Source organism: Lacticaseibacillus zeae DSM 20178 = KCTC 3804 (assembly GCF_000260435.1).
Lineage (GTDB): Bacteria > Bacillota > Bacilli > Lactobacillales > Lactobacillaceae > Lacticaseibacillus > Lacticaseibacillus zeae.
This window is the reverse complement of record NZ_BACQ01000023.1, coordinates 42,609-62,291: the sequence shown is the minus strand read 5'-3', so window position 1 is coordinate 62,291 and position 19,683 is coordinate 42,609. Positions and strand designations below refer to the sequence as shown.

The following is a 19,683-nucleotide window of genomic DNA, read 5'->3' as shown; positions in this document are numbered from 1 at the left end:
ACCCCGTTCCAGCCCCAGCTGGCCGGAGATTGCGGAGTTTGGCACGGTATAGAATTTATTGCCCCAACTTCTCAATGGATCGCAAAAGAATTTTCTTATTTGAGCGCGTTTTCAACCAAGCGTTGGTTACTTATAGTATGATTGGAAAGGGAAGGGCTGTACCCGAAATTATTAATTTAGACAGATAGGAGCTGATCACGTGAGTTACCGTGATACGTATCAACAATGGGTTGATGAACCAACACTTGATCCGGAGCTAAAAGCTGATCTTAAGAAAATGGCTGACGACGAAACAACTAAGGAAGAGGCGTTCGCTGCGCCCATGGCATTTGGGACTGCCGGCATGCGCGGCGTTCTTGGTGCAGGCATTGGCCGGATGAACATTTATACGGTACGCCAGGCAACTGAGGGCCTGGCGCGGTTTATGGATACTTTGACGGATGAAACAAAGGCGCGCGGCGTCGCCATTAGCTATGATTCCCGCTACATGAGTCAGGAATTTGCTTATCAAAGTGCCGGGGTGCTTGGTGCTCACGGCATCAAGAGTTATGTGTTTGACCAGCTGCGGCCAACACCGGAGTTGAGTTTTGCGGTGCGCTATTTGAAGACTTACGCCGGGATTATGATTACGGCTAGCCATAACCCGAAGCAATACAATGGCTACAAGATTTATGGCCCAGATGGCGGTCAAATGCCGCCGGAAGAATCCGACAAAATTACCAAGTACGCTCGGTCGGCATCTGATCTTTTTGCGATTAAAGCGTTAAATGTTCACGAGTTGCGGGCCAAGGATTTAATGCAGCCGATTGGTGAAGATGTGGATGAAGCCTATTATGCTGAAGTGGCCACAGTGACAATCAATCCTGACTTGGTCCACACTGTCGGGAAGAATATGTCACTGGTTTATAGCCCGTTACATGGGACTGGCCGCATTCCGGCACAAATGGTTTTGCGCAATGCCGGGTTTGAAAACTTCCGCTTGGTTCCGGAACAAAGCATTGCTGATCCGGAATTTGCGACAACCCCGTTCCCGAACCCTGAATTTGCCCAAGTCTTTGATTTGCCGATCGCATTGGGCAAGAAAATCGGTGCGGATGTGTTGATTGCCACTGATCCGGATGCCGATCGTTTGGGGACCGCGGTCAAAGTTGGCGACCATTATCAGTTGCTGACCGGTAATCAAATTGCTTCGGTATTGCTGCACTATATTCTCGAAGCCCGCAAACAAGCTGGCACGTTGCCGAAAAACGGCGCAGTTGTGAAGTCAATCGTTTCAACCGAATTAGCGACGGCGATTGCGAAAGATTACGGCGTGGACATGATTAACGTGCTAACCGGCTTCAAGTTTATCGGCGATCAAATCAAGCACTTCCAGGCCACTGGTGAGCATGAATTTCTCTTTGGCTTTGAAGAAAGCTATGGTTATCTGATCAAACCATTCGTCCGGGATAAAGACGCAATCCAGTCAACCGTTCTGCTGGCTGAAGTAGCCGCATACTATCAGTCACAAGGCAAGACACTTTGGGATGGCGTTCAGGAACTATACAAGAAATATGGTTACTATGCTGAAAAGACGGTTGGCGTTGATTTTGAAGGCGTTGACGGTCCAAAGCAAATGGCCAATCTCATGACGAAGTTCCGCGAAGAGCAGCCGGATGATTTTGCCGGTGTCAAGATTGCCAAAGTGGAAGACTTCCTGAGTCAAGAAGCGAAGTCGGCAGACGGCACGGTTGAAAAACTGACGATGCCTTCTAGCAACGTGCTGAAATACATTTTGGAAGACGGCACCTGGATTGCGATTCGCCCATCCGGCACCGAGCCAAAAGTCAAATTCTATGTTGGCACCAAGGCAGAAACCGATGCAAAGGCGCAAGAGAAACTCGATGCGTTCGAGAAAGCCTTGCATGATTTTCGTGAGGAAGCCTAAGCCAATCAGTGTGGTAAAGGTGTTTTCTGCGTAAGCTTAAATAGATCCTGACAAAACGTTCAGGGTCTATTTGTTTGCATTCACTTAAGGACAACCCGTTCCAAAATGTGAAACACCTTGCAATGGTCTGGCTATGGTGGTAGTCTTTTAGCAATTTAAGTAATTTTTTTGATCGTCACAACAAACAACAGGAGGTCATTTTGACATGGGCATGCACCAATTTATCCAAGGACTGAGTAATCTGGAGACACTGCGGCGGGCACCGGGCTTTTTCAAGTATCAGGAGCACTCGGTGGCGGCCCACAGCTTCAAGGTTGCGGAAATCGCACAAATGCTGGGCGATGTCGAGGAATTGGCGGGGAACAAGGTTAATTGGCAGATGCTCTACGAAAAGTCGCTGAACCATGATTACACGGAACGTTTCATCGGCGATATCAAAACGCCGGTCAAATATGCCACGCCGACATTGCGGCAGATGCTTGCCGACGTTGAGGCCACGATGACGGAGAACTTCATCAAAAATGAAATTCCGCGCGATTTTCAGGATCGTTATCGCCGTCGTTTGTCTGAAGGCAAAGACGACACGCTTGAGGGCCAAATCTTGAGTGTGGCCGACAAAATCGACTTGCTTTACGAAGGATTTGGCGAAATTGAAAAAGGCAATCCTGAACAGGTCTTTCTTGACATCTATACGGAAAGCCTGAGTACTATTCTGGAATTTAAGAATCGACCAAGCGTCCGGTACTTCCTCGATCAGGTTTTGCCGGATATGCTGGAAGAAAAGTTTGCCAGTCGTGATCAATTGGCCAAACTGACCAAAGCAACCATGGCAGAACACGAGCCGAGTAAGTAGCGAAAGTATGTTCGCTATGTTATAATATGCGAGATGAAAGTTGGAATGCGTTTCAAATCGGTTCCAACTTTTTTGATGAAAAATTTTGGTACAACGGCGGGATACCGCATACAAATGGATGTTAATGCGCGTGTGAATAGCCGCGCGTCACATGTTGATTGGAGGCATGTCGATGATCGAACGAATCGCTGATCGTAAATTTGATCTGGTTTCACCTTATCAGCCGGCTGGGGACCAACCTCAGGCGATTGCCAAGCTGACAAAAGGGTTTGAAGAAGGCAAGAAAGAACAAATCCTGTTAGGCGCGACCGGAACCGGGAAGACGTTTACGATGAGCAACATCATCGCCAACCTGAATAAGCCGACTTTGATTTTATCGCATAATAAAACCTTGGCGGGACAGCTTTATGGCGAGTTTAAGGAATTCTTCCCGCACAATGCGGTTGAATATTTTGTTTCTTACTATGATTATTATCAACCTGAGGCCTATGTGCCCAGCACGGACACGTATATTGAAAAAGACAGTGCTATTAATGACGAAATCGACAAGTTGCGGCATAGTGCAACCAGTGCGTTACTTGAACGAAACGACGTTATTGTGGTGGCGTCGGTGTCATCGATCTTTGGCTTAGGTGATCCGCATGAATATAAGAATCATGTGTTATCGCTACGAACCGGGATGACGATTGACCGGAATACGTTACTACGGCAACTGGTCGATATCCAGTTTGATCGGAATGACATTGATTTTCAGCGTGGCCGTTTTCGCGTTCGCGGGGACGTTGTTGAAATTTTTCCGGCCAGTCGCGACGATCACGCCATTCGGGTTGAATTTTTTGGTGACGAGATTGATCGAATTACTGAAGTGGACGCGTTGACCGGTGAAGTCATCGGCACACGGGATCATGTTGCTATTTTCCCGGCCACTCACTTTATGACCAGTGACGAACAGATGCAACGTGCGATCAAGAGTATTTCGGCGGAATTGGAAGATCGCCTGAAGGTGTTGCGGGGCGAGAACAAGTTGCTTGAAGCGCAGCGCTTGGAACAGCGGACGAACTATGACATTGAGATGATGCGCGAAATGGGCTTCACCAGTGGCATCGAAAATTATTCCCGCCACATGGATGGCCGCAAACCCGGCGAACCGCCGTATACACTGCTAGACTTTTTCCCGAAAGACTTTACGATCATGGTTGACGAAAGCCATGTCACAATGCCGCAGATTAAAGGAATGTACAACGGTGACAGAGCGCGGAAACAGATGCTGATTGACTATGGCTTCCGTTTGCCAAGTGCATTGGACAATCGGCCGCTGAAGATTGAGGAGTTCGAAAAGCACGTTAAGCGTATCTTGTATGTCAGCGCCACCCCGGGACCTTACGAATTGAGTCGCGTACCCAAGGAAGATATTGCTGAGCAGATTATCCGGCCGACCGGTTTGCTGGATCCGAAGATTGAAGTACGTCCGGTGATGGGACAAATCGATGATCTGGTTGGTGAGATCAACAAACGCATCGATGCTCATGAACGGGTCTTCATTACTACCTTGACTAAAAAAATGGCGGAAGATCTGACTGATTATCTGAAGGATATGGGCATTAAAGTCCGCTACTTGCATAGTGATATCAAGACATTGGAACGGACCAAGATTATTCGTGATTTACGCCTTGGTAAGTTCGATGTGCTGATCGGCATTAACCTTTTGCGTGAAGGAATTGATGTGCCGGAAGTTTCGTTGATTGCGATTCTTGATGCTGACAAGGAAGGCTTCTTGCGGGCAGAACGATCTTTAATCCAGACGATCGGCCGAGCATCGCGTAATGAGCACGGTAAAGTGATTATGTATGCGGACAAAGTCACTGATTCGATGAAGGCCGCGATTGATGAAACCAAGCGGCGGCGCGCGATTCAGGAGAAGTTTAACGAAGAGCATCATATTCAGCCTAAGACCATTATTAAACCGATTCGGGCAGCTATTTCGACTTACGAACAATCTGACGATGAGAAAGCCGAGGCCAAGAAGACCTTTGCCGAGGTTGACTATGAAGACATGACCAAAGCCGATAAGAAAGAATTGGTGGCCAACCTGCGTTCACAAATGCAGACGGCGGCCAAGAAACTGGATTTCGAACAGGCGGCATCGTTACGGGATACCATTCTGGAGTTGCAAGCGGATATGTCTTGAGATTTTTGTAACGAACTTGCATGATGAAACAAAGTCAGCCATGATTACCTTGATTAGATCCGGCGATCGTGGCTGTTTTCTTGTCGTGATCCTGGCGTTGAATGAGACGCAGGGACTGATCCGCTTCGTCGCACCAGATGGGCTGACATTCTGGTGGCAGACGGCGGCTTGTTTTAATTGAGGAGATTTTTTGTGAATGGCAAATGATAAAATTGTGATCCATGGGGCACGTGCCCATAACTTAAAAAACATTGACGTGACTATTCCCCGTAACAAACTCGTGGTCATGACGGGGTTGTCAGGTTCTGGCAAGTCCAGCCTGGCGTTTGATACGCTATATGCAGAAGGCCAGCGTCGGTACGTTGAAAGCTTATCTGCCTATGCCCGCCAATTTCTGGGCCAGATGGAGAAACCGGACGTCGACTCGATTGATGGGCTCAGTCCGGCGATTTCGATTGACCAAAAGACGACTTCCAAGAATCCCCGTTCAACGGTCGGCACCGTCACGGAAATTAACGATTATCTGCGGTTGTTGTGGGCGCGGGTCGGTCATCCGATTTGTCCGAACGATGGGACACCGATTACGAGCCAGAGTGTCGAACAAATGGTGGATCGCGTCTTAGCATTACCGGAAAAGAGCCGCATTCAAATTCTGTCGCCAATTGTGCGGCGCAAAAAAGGCAGTCATAAGAAAGTCTTCGCCAAGATTATGCGTGAAGGTTATGTGCGCATGCGCGTTGACGGTGAAGTGATGGACGCAACGGCCGACTATGAGCTGGATAAAAACAAGGCTCATGATATTGATATCGTGATTGACCGGATTGTGGTGAAGCCTGAAGCGCGCAGCCGGTTGTTTGATTCATTCGAAGCGGCGTTACGTCTGTCGGAAGGTTACGCCAATGTCGATGTGATTGGCGGCGAGACGTTACGGTTTTCCGAACATTTTGCCTGCCCGATTTGTGGCTTTACCATTGGTGAAATGGAGCCGCGGCTCTTTTCGTTCAATGCCCCATTTGGTGCCTGCCCGGAATGTGATGGCTTAGGGGTTAAGCTCACGGTCGATATGGATCTGGTTGTCCCGGATCCAAGCATGACCTTGGCACAAGGCGCGATTGCTCCGTGGAATCCTATTAGCTCTCAGTATTATCCGGAATTGTTGGAACAAGCTGCAACGGCCTTCAAAGTGCGCATGGATGTGCCATTTGAGAAGTTGACCAAGCGGGAACGTACCGTCGTCCTTGATGGCAGCAACGGCAAGCCGTTCCATTTTCATTATGAAAATGATTTTGGCGGCGTTCGGGATGTCGATGTCCCGTTTGAAGGGGTACTGACCAACATTTCCCGGCGCTATGCCGAGACCAACAGCGATTTTACGCGCCAACAGATGCGGAGTTACATGACCGCATTGCCTTGCCCGGTTTGCCATGGCAAGCGGCTGAATCGGCAAGCGCTTGCCGTGAAGATTTCCGGGCGTGATATCGCCGAAGTTTCCGATCTGGCCATCAAAGACGCCTTACCATTCTTCAAGCAGATTCATCTGAGCGAAGCTGAAAGTGTCATCGCTCAGCCGATCGTGAAAGAGGTTGTCGATCGCTTAACTTTTCTTGTCAATGTCGGTCTTGGCTATCTGACCTTGAGTCGTAGTGCCGGAACGCTGTCTGGCGGTGAAGCACAACGGATTCGGTTGGCAACCCAGATCGGCTCCAACTTGAGCGGGGTCATGTATGTTCTGGATGAGCCGTCAATCGGTCTGCATCAACGCGACAACGATCGCTTAATCGCCTCTTTGAAAAAAATGCGCGATTTAGGCAATACGCTCATTGTGGTTGAACACGACGAAGATACCATGCGGGCAGCCGATTACCTGATCGATGTCGGCCCGGGTGCTGGTGACCATGGCGGCCGGATCATGGCGGCAGGAACGCCTAAGCAAGTGGCGCGGGTACGCAAGTCGATCACGGGGCAATACCTATCTGGCCGCAAGTTTATTCCGGTACCGTTGAAGCGCCGGACAGGCAATGGCAAAGTAATCCGTTTGGAAGGGGCTGCCGACCATAATCTCAAGCACATCAATGTTGATTTTCCATTAGGCAAGTTCATTGTAGTTACCGGGGTTTCCGGATCGGGCAAGTCAACGCTCGTCAATTCGATTTTGCGGCGGGCATTGGCCCAAAAGCTGAATCACAACTCCGAAAAACCCGGACCATATGATAAGATTCTGGGTTATAAAAACATCGAGAAGCTAATCAATATCGATCAGAGCCCCATCGGCCGGACGCCACGGAGCAATCCAGCTACCTACACCAGCGTTTTTGATGATATTCGCGGATTATTTGCAGAAACCAATGAAGCCAAACTGCGCGGTTACAAAAAAGGCCGGTTCAGTTTTAACATCAAGGGCGGTCGCTGTGAAAACTGTAAAGGCGACGGGATCATCAAGATCGAAATGAACTTTTTACCGGACGTTTATGTACCTTGCGAAGTTTGTCATGGCAAACGGTATAATTCCGAAACGCTTGAAGTGACGTACAAAGGCAAGAATATTGCGGAAGTCCTCGACATGACCGTTGAAGAAGCCACCAACTTTTTCAAAAATATTCCAAAGATTCGCCGCAAGTTGCAGACGATTGTGGATGTCGGCTTGGGCTATGTGAAGCTTGGTCAAAGTGCTACAACCCTTTCCGGTGGTGAAGCACAGCGGATGAAGCTGGCCAGTGAGTTGCAGAAGCTTTCGACCGGTAAGAATTTTTATATTCTGGATGAACCGACGACCGGTTTGCATACCGATGATATTAAGCGGCTGCTGGAAGTGCTGGAACGCTTGGTCGATGAAGGCAACACGGTTTTGGTCATTGAGCACAATCTGGATGTGGTTAAATCTGCCGACTGGGTCATTGATCTGGGTCCTGAAGGCGGAGATGGCGGTGGCCGTGTCATTGCCACAGGCACGCCGGAACAAGTCGCTGAGGTGGCTGATAGCTACACCGGCCAGTACCTCAAACCGGTTCTGATCCGTGACACCAAACGGACCAAAGAAGCGGCTGCGGGCAAGGATGGTAAAGCAAAAAGTGCACCTAAGAAATAAAGCGTTCGATAGTCGCGTTTAAAACCGCGACTATTTATGTACATAAATGAGCAGCGCGGAACCGATTTTTGATAACTTTTTAAAGGTTGCGGATCATGCGTGGCTAGCGGCATTTGCCAGCGTCTTCAAAAATTTCGGTAATTCAATTTATTGAATTGCTTTTTGAAATGGTATGATAGAAATGATTAAGAAAGTAGGGAATAATATGTTAAATCGAAAGAGTTTTGGCTTTGACTGGGGGCAGTTCATCACCGGTATTCTGTTTCTGGTTGCTGCTTTTGTGGTCTTACGGTACCCGTTAGCGACATTAAGGACGGTTACCTTTATCTTTGCTGTCGTTGCCATTATTCGAGGGATTGCGGTTCTTGCGGGCTTTTCCACATTGCGCCAGTTTACCGGTAGATTGGCATGGATTTCCTTGATTATGGGGATTTTTGACCTTGTCATTGGCCTGATTTTCTTATTGAATTCTGGCTTAGGTGTGGCGACGATCACCATGATGTTTGCTATCTGGTTCCTGGTCGATTCTGTCGGCTCATTGTTCAACGTCGGTCATCTGCGCGTTGCCGGCACCGGCTGGTTTGTTGTTTATCTGATTCTGGATATTCTGGCGGTCATTGTTTCGCTGATGCTGTTCATGCAGCCGGTGATTGCGGCAGTGACGCTGGTGACCTTGCTGGCGATGTTCTTCGTCCTGTTCGGCATCGAGTGTATTGTCATCGCCTTTGCTCGACGCAACATTTAAATTGTCCACCAAAAGCCCGAAGGATCGGTGTTTCTAAGCCGGTTCTTCGGCTTTTTTGATTTCGGGAGTCTGTGATGGTAGGAATGACACGCCCGGAATGTTATACTTGATTGAATATGAGCACAAAGGAGCCTTTTATGACTGAAAGTTTGGATCTTGTTATTATCACTGGGATGTCGGGTGCCGGCAAAACCGTTGCAATGCAGGCGTTTGAAGATTTGGGGTATTTTTGCGTTGATAACATGCCGCCAGCGCTGCTTCCTAAGTTCTGGGAACTCGTTAAGGAATCCGGGAAGATTTCGAAGGTCGCGCTAGTCGTGGATCTGCGCAGTCGGGCTTTTTATGACCAGATTATCGACATGTTGGCTAATCTGGACAACAACGCTTACGTTCATTCGCGCATTTTGTTCTTAGACGCGACGGATGAAGAACTGGTTTCGCGTTACAAGGAAACCCGCCGTTCCCATCCCTTGGCAATGGAAGGCCGGTTGATGGACGGCATTAAAAAGGAACGCGTGCTACTAACCGAGTTGCGGAATCGGGCGCAAGTCGTGATCGATACCACCACGTTAAGTCCGCGGCAGTTACGGGAAAAGATCTTTTTAAACTTCAAAGAAAATAGCGGTCAGCCAGCCTTTCATATTGAAGTCATGTCATTTGGGTTCAAATACGGGTTGCCGATTGATGCGGACATTGTCATGGATGTCCGGTTCCTGCCTAATCCGTTTTACGTCAAGGCTTACCGGCCAAAAACCGGTTTGGATCAGGAAGTTTATGACTATGTAATGGACAATGAAGATGCCGAAAGCTTCTACAACAAATTTTACGATTTGCTGGCTGAGATCATGCCCAAGTATAAAGCCGAAGGAAAAACCAGTGTGACGATCGCGATCGGTTGCACAGGCGGTCAACACCGAAGCGTTGCGTTTGCGGAGCGCATCGGTAAGGCATTTTCGGATGCCTATGCGGTTGATATTACCCATCGGGACATTAAGAAACATAAGGAGACGGTGAATCGTTCATGAGTCGGGAAACTAAATTTATCCGCGTCATTCGCGGGCGGCGTCCGAAAGTCGTCGTGATTGGCGGCGGAACCGGATTGCCGGTTATCTTGCATAGCCTGCATGAACAGGATGCTGACGTAACGGCGATTGTGACGGTTGCCGATGATGGCGGGTCGTCAGGCACCATTCGCAATTATATTAACGTGGTGCCGCCTGGTGATATTCGCAATGTGCTTGTTGCCTTGTCGGAGCTGCCGAGTCTGTATCTGGATATTTTCCAGTATCGCTTTAACACCACCGATGCGTTTTTTGCCGGCCATGCGATTGGCAACTTAATCATTGCGGCTTTGTCAGAGATGAAAGGCGGTATTTTCCCGGCGGTTCAGCAGTTGAGCGAAATGATGCAGGTGGATGGTCACGTTTATCCTGCCAGCAACACGCCACTCACACTTAATGCCGAATTCACAGATGGAACGAGCCTATCCGGTGAATCCGAAATTACCGCGGCCGGTAAGAATATCAAGCATATTTCCGTCTCCGAAACCGATCCGGCTAATGGCGAACCCAAAGCCGTCCATGAAGTCATTGATGCCATTATGGACGCGGACGTGGTCGTGCTGGGGCCCGGCAGTCTGTTTACCAGTATCCTGCCGAACCTGATGATTGGCAATCTGGGTGACGCTGTGAAGAAAACGAAGGCCGAAGTCATTTATATCGTTAACATCATGACGCAAAAAGGCGAAACGCAAAACTTCACCGATGCCGACCATGTCCGGGTCTTGAATGAACAGATGGGTGAGAATTTTGTCGACACTGTGCTCGTCAATATCGAGCCGGTTCCCGAGAATTATCTCGATCACCAAAAGTACAATGAGATTCTGACGCCGGTTAAGCATAATTATCAAGGTTTGCGTGACATGGGCTGTCGCGTGATTTCGGAAGACTTTTTGAAGTTGCGTGATCGCGGCGTCTTCCATGATGGCGACAAGGTAGCTAAGGAAATTTTGAATTTGGCCTTTCAAGTGAGTGCGAAAATCCGGAGGTGAGGGCATGGCAAGCTTTGCCAGTATGGTGAAAAAAGAACTGACCCAACTCGAGGTTCATCCTGAACATGCGAAGGCAGAGCTGTCGGCATTGATCCGGATGAACGGCAGCCTGACATTGATGGCCCATCGGTTTGTCTTAAACATTCAAACCGAAAATCCGGCCATTGCTCGGCGAATTTATAGTTTGATTCGCCAGGTTTATCGGCATGAAGCCAACTTGGTCGTTCATCGCAAAATGAAACTCAAGAAAAATTATCAGTACATTGTCCGCCTGACAGAAGGCGTCAATGATATTCTGTCGGACTTGTCAATTTTGGATCCGACGACGATGGCGATTTCGACGACGGTCCCGGCAACGGTTTTGGAAGAACCACAACGGATGCGTTCCTACTTGCGCGGCGCTTTTTTAGCCGGCGGATCGGTGAATAATCCGGAAACATCGCGCTATCATCTGGAAATTTATTCGTTGTATGCCGATCACAATGCCGGCATTTTGAAAATGATGAATCATTTCAATCTGAATGCGCGCACCGTCGAACGCCGAAGCGGCTATATTGTTTATTTAAAAGAAGCCGAAAAAATCGCGGATTTCCTGCAGGTGATCGGGGCAACGAATGCGATGCTTAAGTTCGAAGATGTCCGGATTGTGCGCGATATGCGTAACTCAGTGAACCGTCTCGTTAATTGCGAAACGGCGAATATGAACAAAACCATTGATGCGGCCCAGAAACAAATTGAGAATATCAACTATCTTAAAGATCATGTGGGGTTGGATAACCTGCCAACCAAACTGCGCGAAATTGCCGTTTTGCGCTTAGCCCATCCGGATGTCTCGTTACAGGAGTTGGGCGCCATGGTTCCGAGTGGGACAATTTCGAAGTCAGGCGTCAATCATCGGTTGCGCAAACTCAATCAGATTGCCGAGGGTTACCAGCAACCGGAAGATGCCTAGCAGCTATGATAATTGCAAGATAAGCAAAAAGTCATATTTATAAGATAATGCCTTTGTTTCCTCAAGATAATCGTGTACAATGTAACCGACATCAAGTTATTTGATGTAGGCATTTGAACGACCCAGCTGCCACTTTTAGGATGCTAAAAACTGTCCGGCAGTGCACTGGTTGACGAATGCCACGACAAGAAACATGAGTCAGTTTACATTCGGATTTACAGTGATGTTATTACCAGATGAAGCGGTAATTGTCACGTTCAGCGGGATACAATTGTTGCTTAGGTTTTAGGAGGAAGCACTATGGTCAAACCGATCACGTTAAATGAACAACTTTGTTTTGCAATTTACAAGGCACAGAAACAATATAATCATTTCTATGCTCAGGCATTAGCGCCATTTAAGTTGACGTATCCGCAGTACATTACGTTGTTGTCGCTATATGAACACGGCACGATGTCGGTTAAGCAGGTGGGCCAAACACTTGAGTTGGACAGCGGTACTTTGACACCGTTAATGAAGCGTCTGGAAAAAGATGGCTGGATCAGCCGCAAACGGTCAACCGAAGATGAACGTCGCGTTGATGTTAGCTTGACGCAAAAGGCTTTGGACGCGCGCGATGAGATTTTTGAACATGTTGGCTCCTGCATGGAATTGATGAATCTGCCGCAAACTGAATATGATCGTATCAAGACTGAGGTAACGCGTGTTGATGAGCATCTGAGTGCCATCGCTGACGACGCCTACCCACAAGTCTGAACGATTTTTATAAGGTCAAAGATTGTGATTAAAATCTTTGACCTTATTTGACTTTAGCAGTATACTTAGCACTGTACTTTAAAGAGTGCTAAAAAACGATTTTCAGGAGGTTAGGACATGCTAGTACCTACCGTCGTTGAACAAACCAGTCGTGGCGAACGCGCTTACGACATTTACTCACGTCTATTAAAAGACCGGATCATCATGTTGTCCGGTGAAGTAAACGATCAAATGGCAAACTCGGTCATCGCCCAGTTACTTTTTCTTGATGCACAGGATTCTGAAAAGGACATTTACCTTTACATCAACAGTCCCGGTGGTGTGATCACCAGCGGCTTGGCGATGCTTGATACTATGAACTTCATCAAGTCCGATGTTCAGACCATTGCTATTGGGATGGCTGCATCCATGGCATCTGTCCTGTTAGCAGGTGGCACGAAAGGCAAGCGCTTTGCTTTGCCGAATTCGACCATTTTGATCCATCAGCCTTCAGGTGGTGCCCAAGGTCAGCAAACCGAAATCGAAATTGCGGCCGAAGAAATTTTGAAGACCCGTAAAAAGATGAACCAGATCCTGGCCGATGCAACAGGCCAGACAGTTGAGCAAATCAAGAAGGATACTGAACGTGATCACTATATGAGCGCTCAGGAAGCCAAGGATTATGGCTTGATTGATGATATTCTGGTTAATAAGAATAATCAAAAATAAGGTTTAAACGAATCGGCACACCGCTATTGTAGTAGCGGTGTGTTTTTTTGATTTGAAGTAAAGGGGGCGCGTAAAAGATTTTAGGGAAAACCCAAAAGAACGAATCATATACGGTGAATAATAGGACTTGCGTGCAATCCGATTTCTAACCGCGACCGTTGGTACTCTGTTAATCAGCTTGCTTGATAGCGCTTCCACTTAAGCATTATAATTGCATACGTCAGCAGATTTCACTGATATTTCATGAGCTTCAGCCATCACTCTGGCAATTAAAAACCCTGATCTGTTGGGCCAGACCAGGTTGGTGTTGTGTTACACAAATGATATTACTACGGAGGAGAAAAGAAATGAAGAAGTCTATCTTGATTGGTGCAACGTTAGCCACAGCTATCTTATTAACCGCGTGTGGTAACTCATCGACTAGTAGCAAGGGAGGAGCTTCAAAATCAGCCAGCAGCAAAGTCGAAAAGGCTACTAATAAGGCAACACCCAAGAAAAAGTCGAGTGACACTGCCAGCGTTCCAACCGATGCGGATCATGAATGGTTCTTCAAAGGCAATATTTTCTATGCTGGCAATGAAACCATGACATTGACGAAATCAGAAGTCCGCGACAGCATTACCGATGGCGAAAGAGTTTTGGTTATATACAATACGATTCGCAACAATTCGAAGGAAGAGCAGGATCCTTCAAACTTTTACATGGTCATTAACGCAAAACAAAAGACTGACACCTCAAACGTTCATCTCGATCCTGGCACAGTCAAGCTAAATGAAGATGGCACAAGTCCTTTGCAGGCACAAGAAGACAATCTTCACAATAACCTGCTACCGGGGAAAACAGTCGAAACGGTTTTAGTTTACACTTTGAAGAACACCAATCCAGTTACCTTAGAATTCAGTAATTCGAACTTTAAGACACTTGGAACAAAGACTTATGACGTTCAATAATTAATTTGGGGAGGAGACTTTTCATGAAAAAGGGTCTATTAACAGTAATCGCAGTGTTGTCAATTTTATTCGCGCTTACGGCTTGTGGAAGCGCCGCGCCTAAGCCAGATTATACTGAGGCAAAAGCTGAAAGCGCCTTGAATGCTGGTAAGGATTTGAAAGGTAAAACCGTTCAATTTAAGGTCAAAAAAATTGAACCCAATAGTGCGTTTGGGTTCAATCTGGAAGCAGGCAAACATCTTAACTTTGTAAGCGAAGAGAATCCAAAGGTTAAAAAAGGGCACACAGTCATTGTTAAAGTAAAGAAGGCTGCAAGCACTCTGGGATCTTGGGTCATTACCTACACCGATCTCAAAAAGTAATATTTATCGGCCATTTTTTCACTTCAGTATAATTAAAAAGCCCGCCGTAGCGGACTTTTTTAATTATAAAGACTTTTCCCAAATTAACGGGTTTCTGCGCAGCCCGGGAGTCGAACCCGGATTTCGAGAACCGGAATCTCACGTGCGATCCATTACACTAACCGCGCAAGTACCTAATTATATTACTCAATCAGCTGCCAATTTGCAAGTCTTTTCTGCAATGCTATGGCATACGGAAATAATAGTCACGTAGAATCTAAACGAAATGGGTAGCGGGGGAATTGTCAAAGACTTATAAGCCATATTTCTAAGCAATTTCGTTACATTTAAGCTAAGAAAACCCAAATTGAAATTAACCACTCACAAAATGGCACTTTGGCTTGAAAAATGCTCAAAACAGAACAAGCAGTGACGAAAGAACCCATAACTGGCTGTGTGTAGGCTGTTGAAATAGACCGAAATACAGTGCATGAAAATTTCATTAGAAGCAAGCCGAAACCCCTGATATCAAAAAGCCGCAGCGAGGTTGCCAAAACTGGTAATTGCCGAACATTTGAACCATTCTTGAAGTAGATGTTCAAACTTAGCCGGTTTTGTGATTACTTTAAGACGATTTAGGCAACAGACTTGCGATAAAGCGGAACCCCTGCTACAATTGGTTTTGTTGGTAAGGGAAAACAGCAAACGTTGGGTTCCTAATTTTTTTCAGCTTGCTGGGTCGGAAAACGACTCGGAGGGACGTGAAATGACCCATTAAAGAAGGACGTGCCTTATGCATACTGAACTTGCGTGGCTCAAAGCGATCGCGCCTGATCTGATGGGCGTCGTCACTAAACGCTATCAGGTCCTTCAATTTATTAACTGGATGGCACCGGTTGGCCGGCGAACATTAGCCGAACAGATGAAGATTTCAGAACGTGCGTTACGTACAGAAACGGATTTTTTGCGCGGACAGGGACTTTTAGAAAGTTCGAAATCTGGCATGGTGTTGACAGCAAAAGGGTTAGAAACTTTTCACGGCCTCGATCATTTGATGAATCAGTTGCTGGGAATCAAAGATGATGAAAAGCGGCTGGCAACGCATCTTGGCATTGACCATTGTCTGGTCGTTTCCGGGGATGCGGATCAGAGTAGTCGGGTTCTTGATGAACTTGGCAAAACGTTGAATTCAACCTTACAGTTATTGTTACCACCTGGGCATTTAACGATTGCCGTTATGGGTGGCACAACGATGGCACATTTAGCCACGCAGTTAACTTTTCAGCTATCTGCGGGTCGTGAATTGTCGTTTGTCCCTGCACGGGGTGGCCTCGGTGAAGCCGTGACCATTCAGGCCAACTCGATTGCGGCCGCAATGGCAGAAGCAACCGATAGCAAATACCGAGCTTTATATGTTCCTGAGAATCTAAGCTCGGAGTCCTATGAGTCCTTAATCAAAGAGCCGTCGGTAAGAGAGGTTTTAAACCTTATCGACAAAGCTCAGGTAGTGATTCATAGTGTGGGCGATGCGCTGGTCATGGCTAAGCGCCGTGGCATGTCGCCTGATACGATCAGCATGTTGAAAGCCAAACATGCCGTTGCCGAGGCATTCGGTGTTTTCTATGATGCCAAGGGCAAGGTCGTTTACAAGATACCGCAAATCGGATTACAGCTTGCGGATCTTGATCATATACCGTATGTCTTCGCAGTTGCGGCGGGTAAAAGTAAAGCCAAAGCAATTGCGGCGTACATGCAACACGCACCGAGTCGAACGTGGCTGTTAACTGACATCGGTGCAACAAATTCGATTTTAACTGGGGCAACCCGTTAGAATAAAACCTTATTTCCTAAAGGAGGAAATTTTAGCATGACTGTTAAGATTGGTATTAATGGTTTTGGCCGTATCGGTCGTTTGGCATTCCGTCGTATTTACGAATTGGGTGCAAAGAGCAATGACATCCAGGTTGTTGCGATCAACGATCTGACCAGCCCAACCATGCTGGCTCACTTGCTTAAGTATGATTCAACTCACGGTACTTTCCCTGGTGAAGTTAGTGCAACCGATAACGGTATTGTCATTGACGGTAAAGAATACCGCGTCTACGCAGAACCGCAAGCCCAGAACATTCCTTGGGTTAAGAACGATGGCGTTGACTATGTTCTTGAATGCACAGGCTTCTATACCTCTGCTGAAAAGTCACAAGCTCATTTGGATGCAGGTGCAAAGCGTGTTCTGATTTCTGCCCCAGCTGGCAAGATGAAGACCATCGTTTACAATGTTAATGATGACACTTTGAATGCAGACGATAAGATTGTTTCTGCTGGTTCTTGCACGACCAACTGCTTGGCACCAATGGCTTACTTCCTGAACAAGGAATTCGGCATTGAAGTTGGTACCATGACCACCGTTCACGCTTACACCTCAACTCAGATGCTGCTTGACGGCCCGGTTCGTGGTGGCAACCTGCGTGCTGCACGTTCTGCCGCTGCTAACACGATTCCTCACAGCACTGGTGCTGCTAAGGCTATCGGTTTGGTTATCCCAGAATTGAACGGCAAGTTGCAGGGTCACGCACAGCGTGTTTCTGTTGTTGACGGTTCCTTGACCGAATTGGTTTCCATCCTGAAGACCAAGAACGTTACAGCTGACCAAGTCAACGAAGCTATCAAGAAGCACACCGAAAACAACCCTAGCTTCGGCTGGAACGAAGACGAAATCGTATCTTCCGATGTAATCGGTACGACTTATGGTTCAATCTTCGATCCTACTCAGACTGAAGTTACAACTGCCGGTGACTATCAATTAGTTAAGACGGTTGCTTGGTACGATAACGAATATGGCTTTACTTGCCAGATGATCCGTACCTTGCTGAAATTTGCTACTCTCTAATCCGGAGTAACGCTTTTCTAACCGCAACATCCGAAGCGGAGGGAGCTTTACTCCCTCCGCTTTTTTTGGAAAGGTGACAAAAACCAACGCAAACACGATGATTTTTGCCCTTTGCGAGCACCATGGTGGAGGACCATGTTCATCCATCATCTTTGGGAAAATGAAGGAGGTCAAATCTTTTGGCTAAATTAATCGTTTCAGATTTAGATGTTAAAGATAAAAAAGTTCTGATCCGCGTTGACTTCAACGTGCCGATCAAAGATGGCGTTATCGGTGATGACAACCGGATCGTGGCAGCATTGCCAACCATCCAATATGTCATTGATCACGGCGGCAAGGCAATCTTGCTGTCACACCTTGGTCGGGTTAAGACCGAAGAAGATAAGGCTAAGCTGACGTTGAAGCCAGTTGCTCAACGCTTGAGTGAATTGCTGAAGAAGCCAGTTACTTTTGTACCGGCTACCCGCGGTAAGGAACTGGAAGATGCCATTGCCAAGATGAACGATGGCGATGTGCTTTTGATGGAAAATACCCGGTTTGAAGATCTTGACGGTAAGAAAGAATCCGGCAATGATCCTGAATTAGGCAAGTACTGGGCAAGCCTTGGCGACCTGTTCGTCAATGATGCCTTTGGTACGGCACATCGTAAGCATGCGTCCAACGTCGGCATTGCTTCCAACATGAAGCAAACAGCTGCCGGTTTCTTGATGGAAAAGGAAATCAAGTTCTTAGGCGACGCTGTTGACAACCCGAAGCACCCATTCATCGCTATCTTGGGTGGTGCCAAGGTTTCCGATAAAATCGGTGTCATCGAAAACTTAGTGCCTAAAGCTGATAAGATCCTTATCGGTGGTGGCATGACTTATACCTTCTATGCAGCCAAAGGTATGAGTATTGGTAACTCATTGGTTGAAAAAGACAAGATCGACTTAGCCAAGAAGATTATGGACCAAGCCGGCGATAAGTTGCTTTTGCCTGTTGATTCTGTTGTTGCCCCAGAATTTTCAAACGATGCTCCTCATAAGGTTGTTGAAGGCGATATTCCGGATGGCTACATGGCATTGGATATCGGACCGAAGACGATTCAAGAATTCAAAGATGCCTTGCAAGGTGCCAAGACGGTTGTTTGGAACGGCCCAATGGGTGTCTTCGAAATGAGCAATTATGCTGAAGGTACCTTGGAAGTCGGCCGTGCACTCGGTGATTTGAAGGATGCTACGACAATCATTGGTGGTGGCGATTCAACCGCTGCTGCCAAGCAATTGGGTATCGCACCTAAGATTACCCACATTTCCACTGGTGGCGGTGCTAGCCTTGAATATCTTGAAGGTAAGACGTTGCCAGGTATCGCAGCCATTTCTGACAAGTAATTTGTCAGTGATGCTGATCTAACAGTCAATGCCGACACGTGCTGAGCGTGTCGGTACATAATGAAAGGAAGCTAAGTCATGCGGACACCATTCATTGCTGGTAACTGGAAAATGAACAAAAACCCCAAGGAGACGCAAGCCTTTTTGGATGCTGTGAAAGGCAAACTGCCTGACGCAAGCAAAGTTGAAACGGTTATTGGCGCACCTGCCATTGATCTGACGACTTTGGTTGCCGGAGCAGAAGGCACACCTTTAAAGACAGCGGCAGAAAACTGCTACTTTGAAGATGAAGGTGCTTATACCGGCGAAACCAGCCCGAAAGCATTAAAGGAAATGGGCGTTGATTATGTCATCATCGGCCATAGCGAACGTCGTGGTTACTTCCACGAAACCGACGAAGATATCAATAAGAAAGCTAAGGCTATCTTTAAGAACAATCTTCTGCCGATCATCTGCTGTGGCGAAAGTTTGACCCAGCGTGAAGCCGGCCAAACCGAAGACTGGGTTGCTTCGCAAATCGAAGCTGCTTTGGCTGGCTTAACGGCCGATCAAGTCAAAGTTTCTGTTTTGGCCTACGAACCAATCTGGGCCATCGGGACTGGTAAGACTGCGACTGCCGATCAGGCACAAGAAGTTGTTGCCCACATTCGTGCGACCGTTGAGAAGTTGTATAATAAAGACACGGCAGACGCTGTTCGGATTCTTTACGGCGGCTCCGTTAAACCAGCGAACGTTAAAGAATTGATGGCTAAGCCTGATATCGATGGCGGCTTAGTCGGTGGCGCTTCGATGGATCCTGAAAGTTTCATCGCCTTGGCTAACTACCAAGATTAATCTGGTTTCCAATATTAAACAGCCTTCTGGCAAA

Annotated in this window: 16 protein-coding genes and 1 tRNA gene; 16 read left to right on the top strand and 1 reads right to left on the bottom strand. The window is 47.3% G+C overall.

Annotation, left to right across the window (positions count from 1 at the left end; all coding sequences use genetic code 11):
* The first annotated feature begins 199 nt into the window (after positions 1-199).
* The 12 genes from GSO_RS04365 to GSO_RS04310 all read left to right on the top strand — a co-directional run bounded on the left by GSO_RS04365 (position 200) and on the right by GSO_RS04310 (position 14,576).
* Positions 200-1,927, top strand: a complete 1,728-nt coding sequence (locus GSO_RS04365; RefSeq protein ID WP_010489380.1) for a phospho-sugar mutase — start codon at positions 200-202, stop codon at positions 1,925-1,927.
* A gap of 205 nt (positions 1,928-2,132) precedes the next feature.
* On the top strand, positions 2,133-2,780 hold the full coding sequence (locus GSO_RS04360; protein ID WP_010489378.1) for a YfbR-like 5'-deoxynucleotidase: 648 nt from the start codon (positions 2,133-2,135) through the stop codon (positions 2,778-2,780).
* 172 nt (positions 2,781-2,952) lie between these two features.
* A complete protein-coding gene (gene uvrB, locus GSO_RS04355; protein WP_010489376.1) occupies positions 2,953-4,968 on the top strand; it encodes an excinuclease ABC subunit UvrB in 2,016 nt (671 codons plus the stop codon).
* A 196-nt stretch (positions 4,969-5,164) separates the two neighbouring features.
* A complete protein-coding gene (gene uvrA, locus GSO_RS04350) occupies positions 5,165-8,053 on the top strand; it encodes an excinuclease ABC subunit UvrA (protein WP_010489374.1) in 2,889 nt (962 codons plus the stop codon).
* A 205-nt stretch (positions 8,054-8,258) separates the two neighbouring features.
* On the top strand, positions 8,259-8,798 hold the full coding sequence (locus GSO_RS04345; protein WP_010489372.1) for an HdeD family acid-resistance protein: 540 nt from the start codon (positions 8,259-8,261) through the stop codon (positions 8,796-8,798).
* A 137-nt stretch (positions 8,799-8,935) separates the two neighbouring features.
* Positions 8,936-9,823 carry an RNase adapter RapZ gene (gene rapZ, locus GSO_RS04340; RefSeq protein ID WP_010489370.1) on the top strand — a complete coding sequence of 296 codons (888 nt, stop codon included), beginning with the start codon at positions 8,936-8,938 and terminating at the stop codon, positions 9,821-9,823.
* Positions 9,820-10,848 (top strand): gluconeogenesis morphogenetic factor MgfK, encoded by a 1,029-nt coding sequence (gene mgfK / locus GSO_RS04335; RefSeq protein ID WP_010489368.1) that lies wholly within the window; start codon positions 9,820-9,822, stop codon positions 10,846-10,848. The genes rapZ and mgfK overlap by 4 nt, the downstream gene beginning before the upstream one ends.
* A 4-nt stretch (positions 10,849-10,852) precedes the next feature.
* Complete coding sequence (whiA, locus tag GSO_RS04330) at positions 10,853-11,800, top strand: DNA-binding protein WhiA (RefSeq protein ID WP_010489366.1); 948 nt, start codon at positions 10,853-10,855, stop codon at positions 11,798-11,800.
* Positions 11,801-12,100: 300 nt separating this feature from the next.
* A complete protein-coding gene (locus GSO_RS04325; protein ID WP_010489365.1) occupies positions 12,101-12,556 on the top strand; it encodes a MarR family winged helix-turn-helix transcriptional regulator in 456 nt (151 codons plus the stop codon).
* A gap of 117 nt (positions 12,557-12,673) precedes the next feature.
* A complete protein-coding gene (gene clpP, locus GSO_RS04320) occupies positions 12,674-13,264 on the top strand; it encodes an ATP-dependent Clp endopeptidase proteolytic subunit ClpP (RefSeq protein WP_005684526.1) in 591 nt (196 codons plus the stop codon).
* A gap of 347 nt (positions 13,265-13,611) precedes the next feature.
* Positions 13,612-14,214, top strand: coding sequence for a DUF5067 domain-containing protein (locus GSO_RS04315; RefSeq protein WP_010489348.1), 603 nt, complete (start codon positions 13,612-13,614; stop codon positions 14,212-14,214).
* 23 nt (positions 14,215-14,237) lie between these two features.
* The gene (locus tag GSO_RS04310) at positions 14,238-14,576 is read left to right on the top strand and encodes a hypothetical protein (RefSeq protein WP_010489345.1); all 339 of its coding nucleotides are present in this window, start codon (positions 14,238-14,240) and stop codon (positions 14,574-14,576) included.
* Between the two features lie 95 nt (positions 14,577-14,671).
* Here the strand turns inward: GSO_RS04310 and GSO_RS04305 are convergent.
* Positions 14,672-14,743, bottom strand: a tRNA-Arg gene (locus GSO_RS04305).
* A 605-nt stretch (positions 14,744-15,348) separates the two neighbouring features.
* Here GSO_RS04305 and GSO_RS04300 point away from each other — a divergent pair.
* The 4 genes from GSO_RS04300 (at position 15,349) to tpiA (ending at position 19,649) form a co-directional block, all read left to right on the top strand.
* On the top strand, positions 15,349-16,386 hold the full coding sequence (locus GSO_RS04300; RefSeq protein WP_010489344.1) for a sugar-binding transcriptional regulator: 1,038 nt from the start codon (positions 15,349-15,351) through the stop codon (positions 16,384-16,386).
* 36 nt (positions 16,387-16,422) lie between these two features.
* Positions 16,423-17,445, top strand: a complete 1,023-nt coding sequence (gene gap / locus GSO_RS04295; RefSeq protein WP_010489342.1) for a type I glyceraldehyde-3-phosphate dehydrogenase — start codon at positions 16,423-16,425, stop codon at positions 17,443-17,445.
* A gap of 179 nt (positions 17,446-17,624) precedes the next feature.
* Positions 17,625-18,815: a phosphoglycerate kinase gene (locus tag GSO_RS04290; protein ID WP_010489340.1), complete on the top strand. Its 1,191-nt coding sequence runs from the start codon at positions 17,625-17,627 to the stop codon at positions 18,813-18,815.
* 78 nt (positions 18,816-18,893) lie between these two features.
* Entirely contained in the window at positions 18,894-19,649 is a 756-nt protein-coding gene (tpiA, locus tag GSO_RS04285) for a triose-phosphate isomerase (RefSeq protein ID WP_010489338.1), read from the top strand.
* The last annotated feature ends 34 nt before the right edge of the window (positions 19,650-19,683 follow it).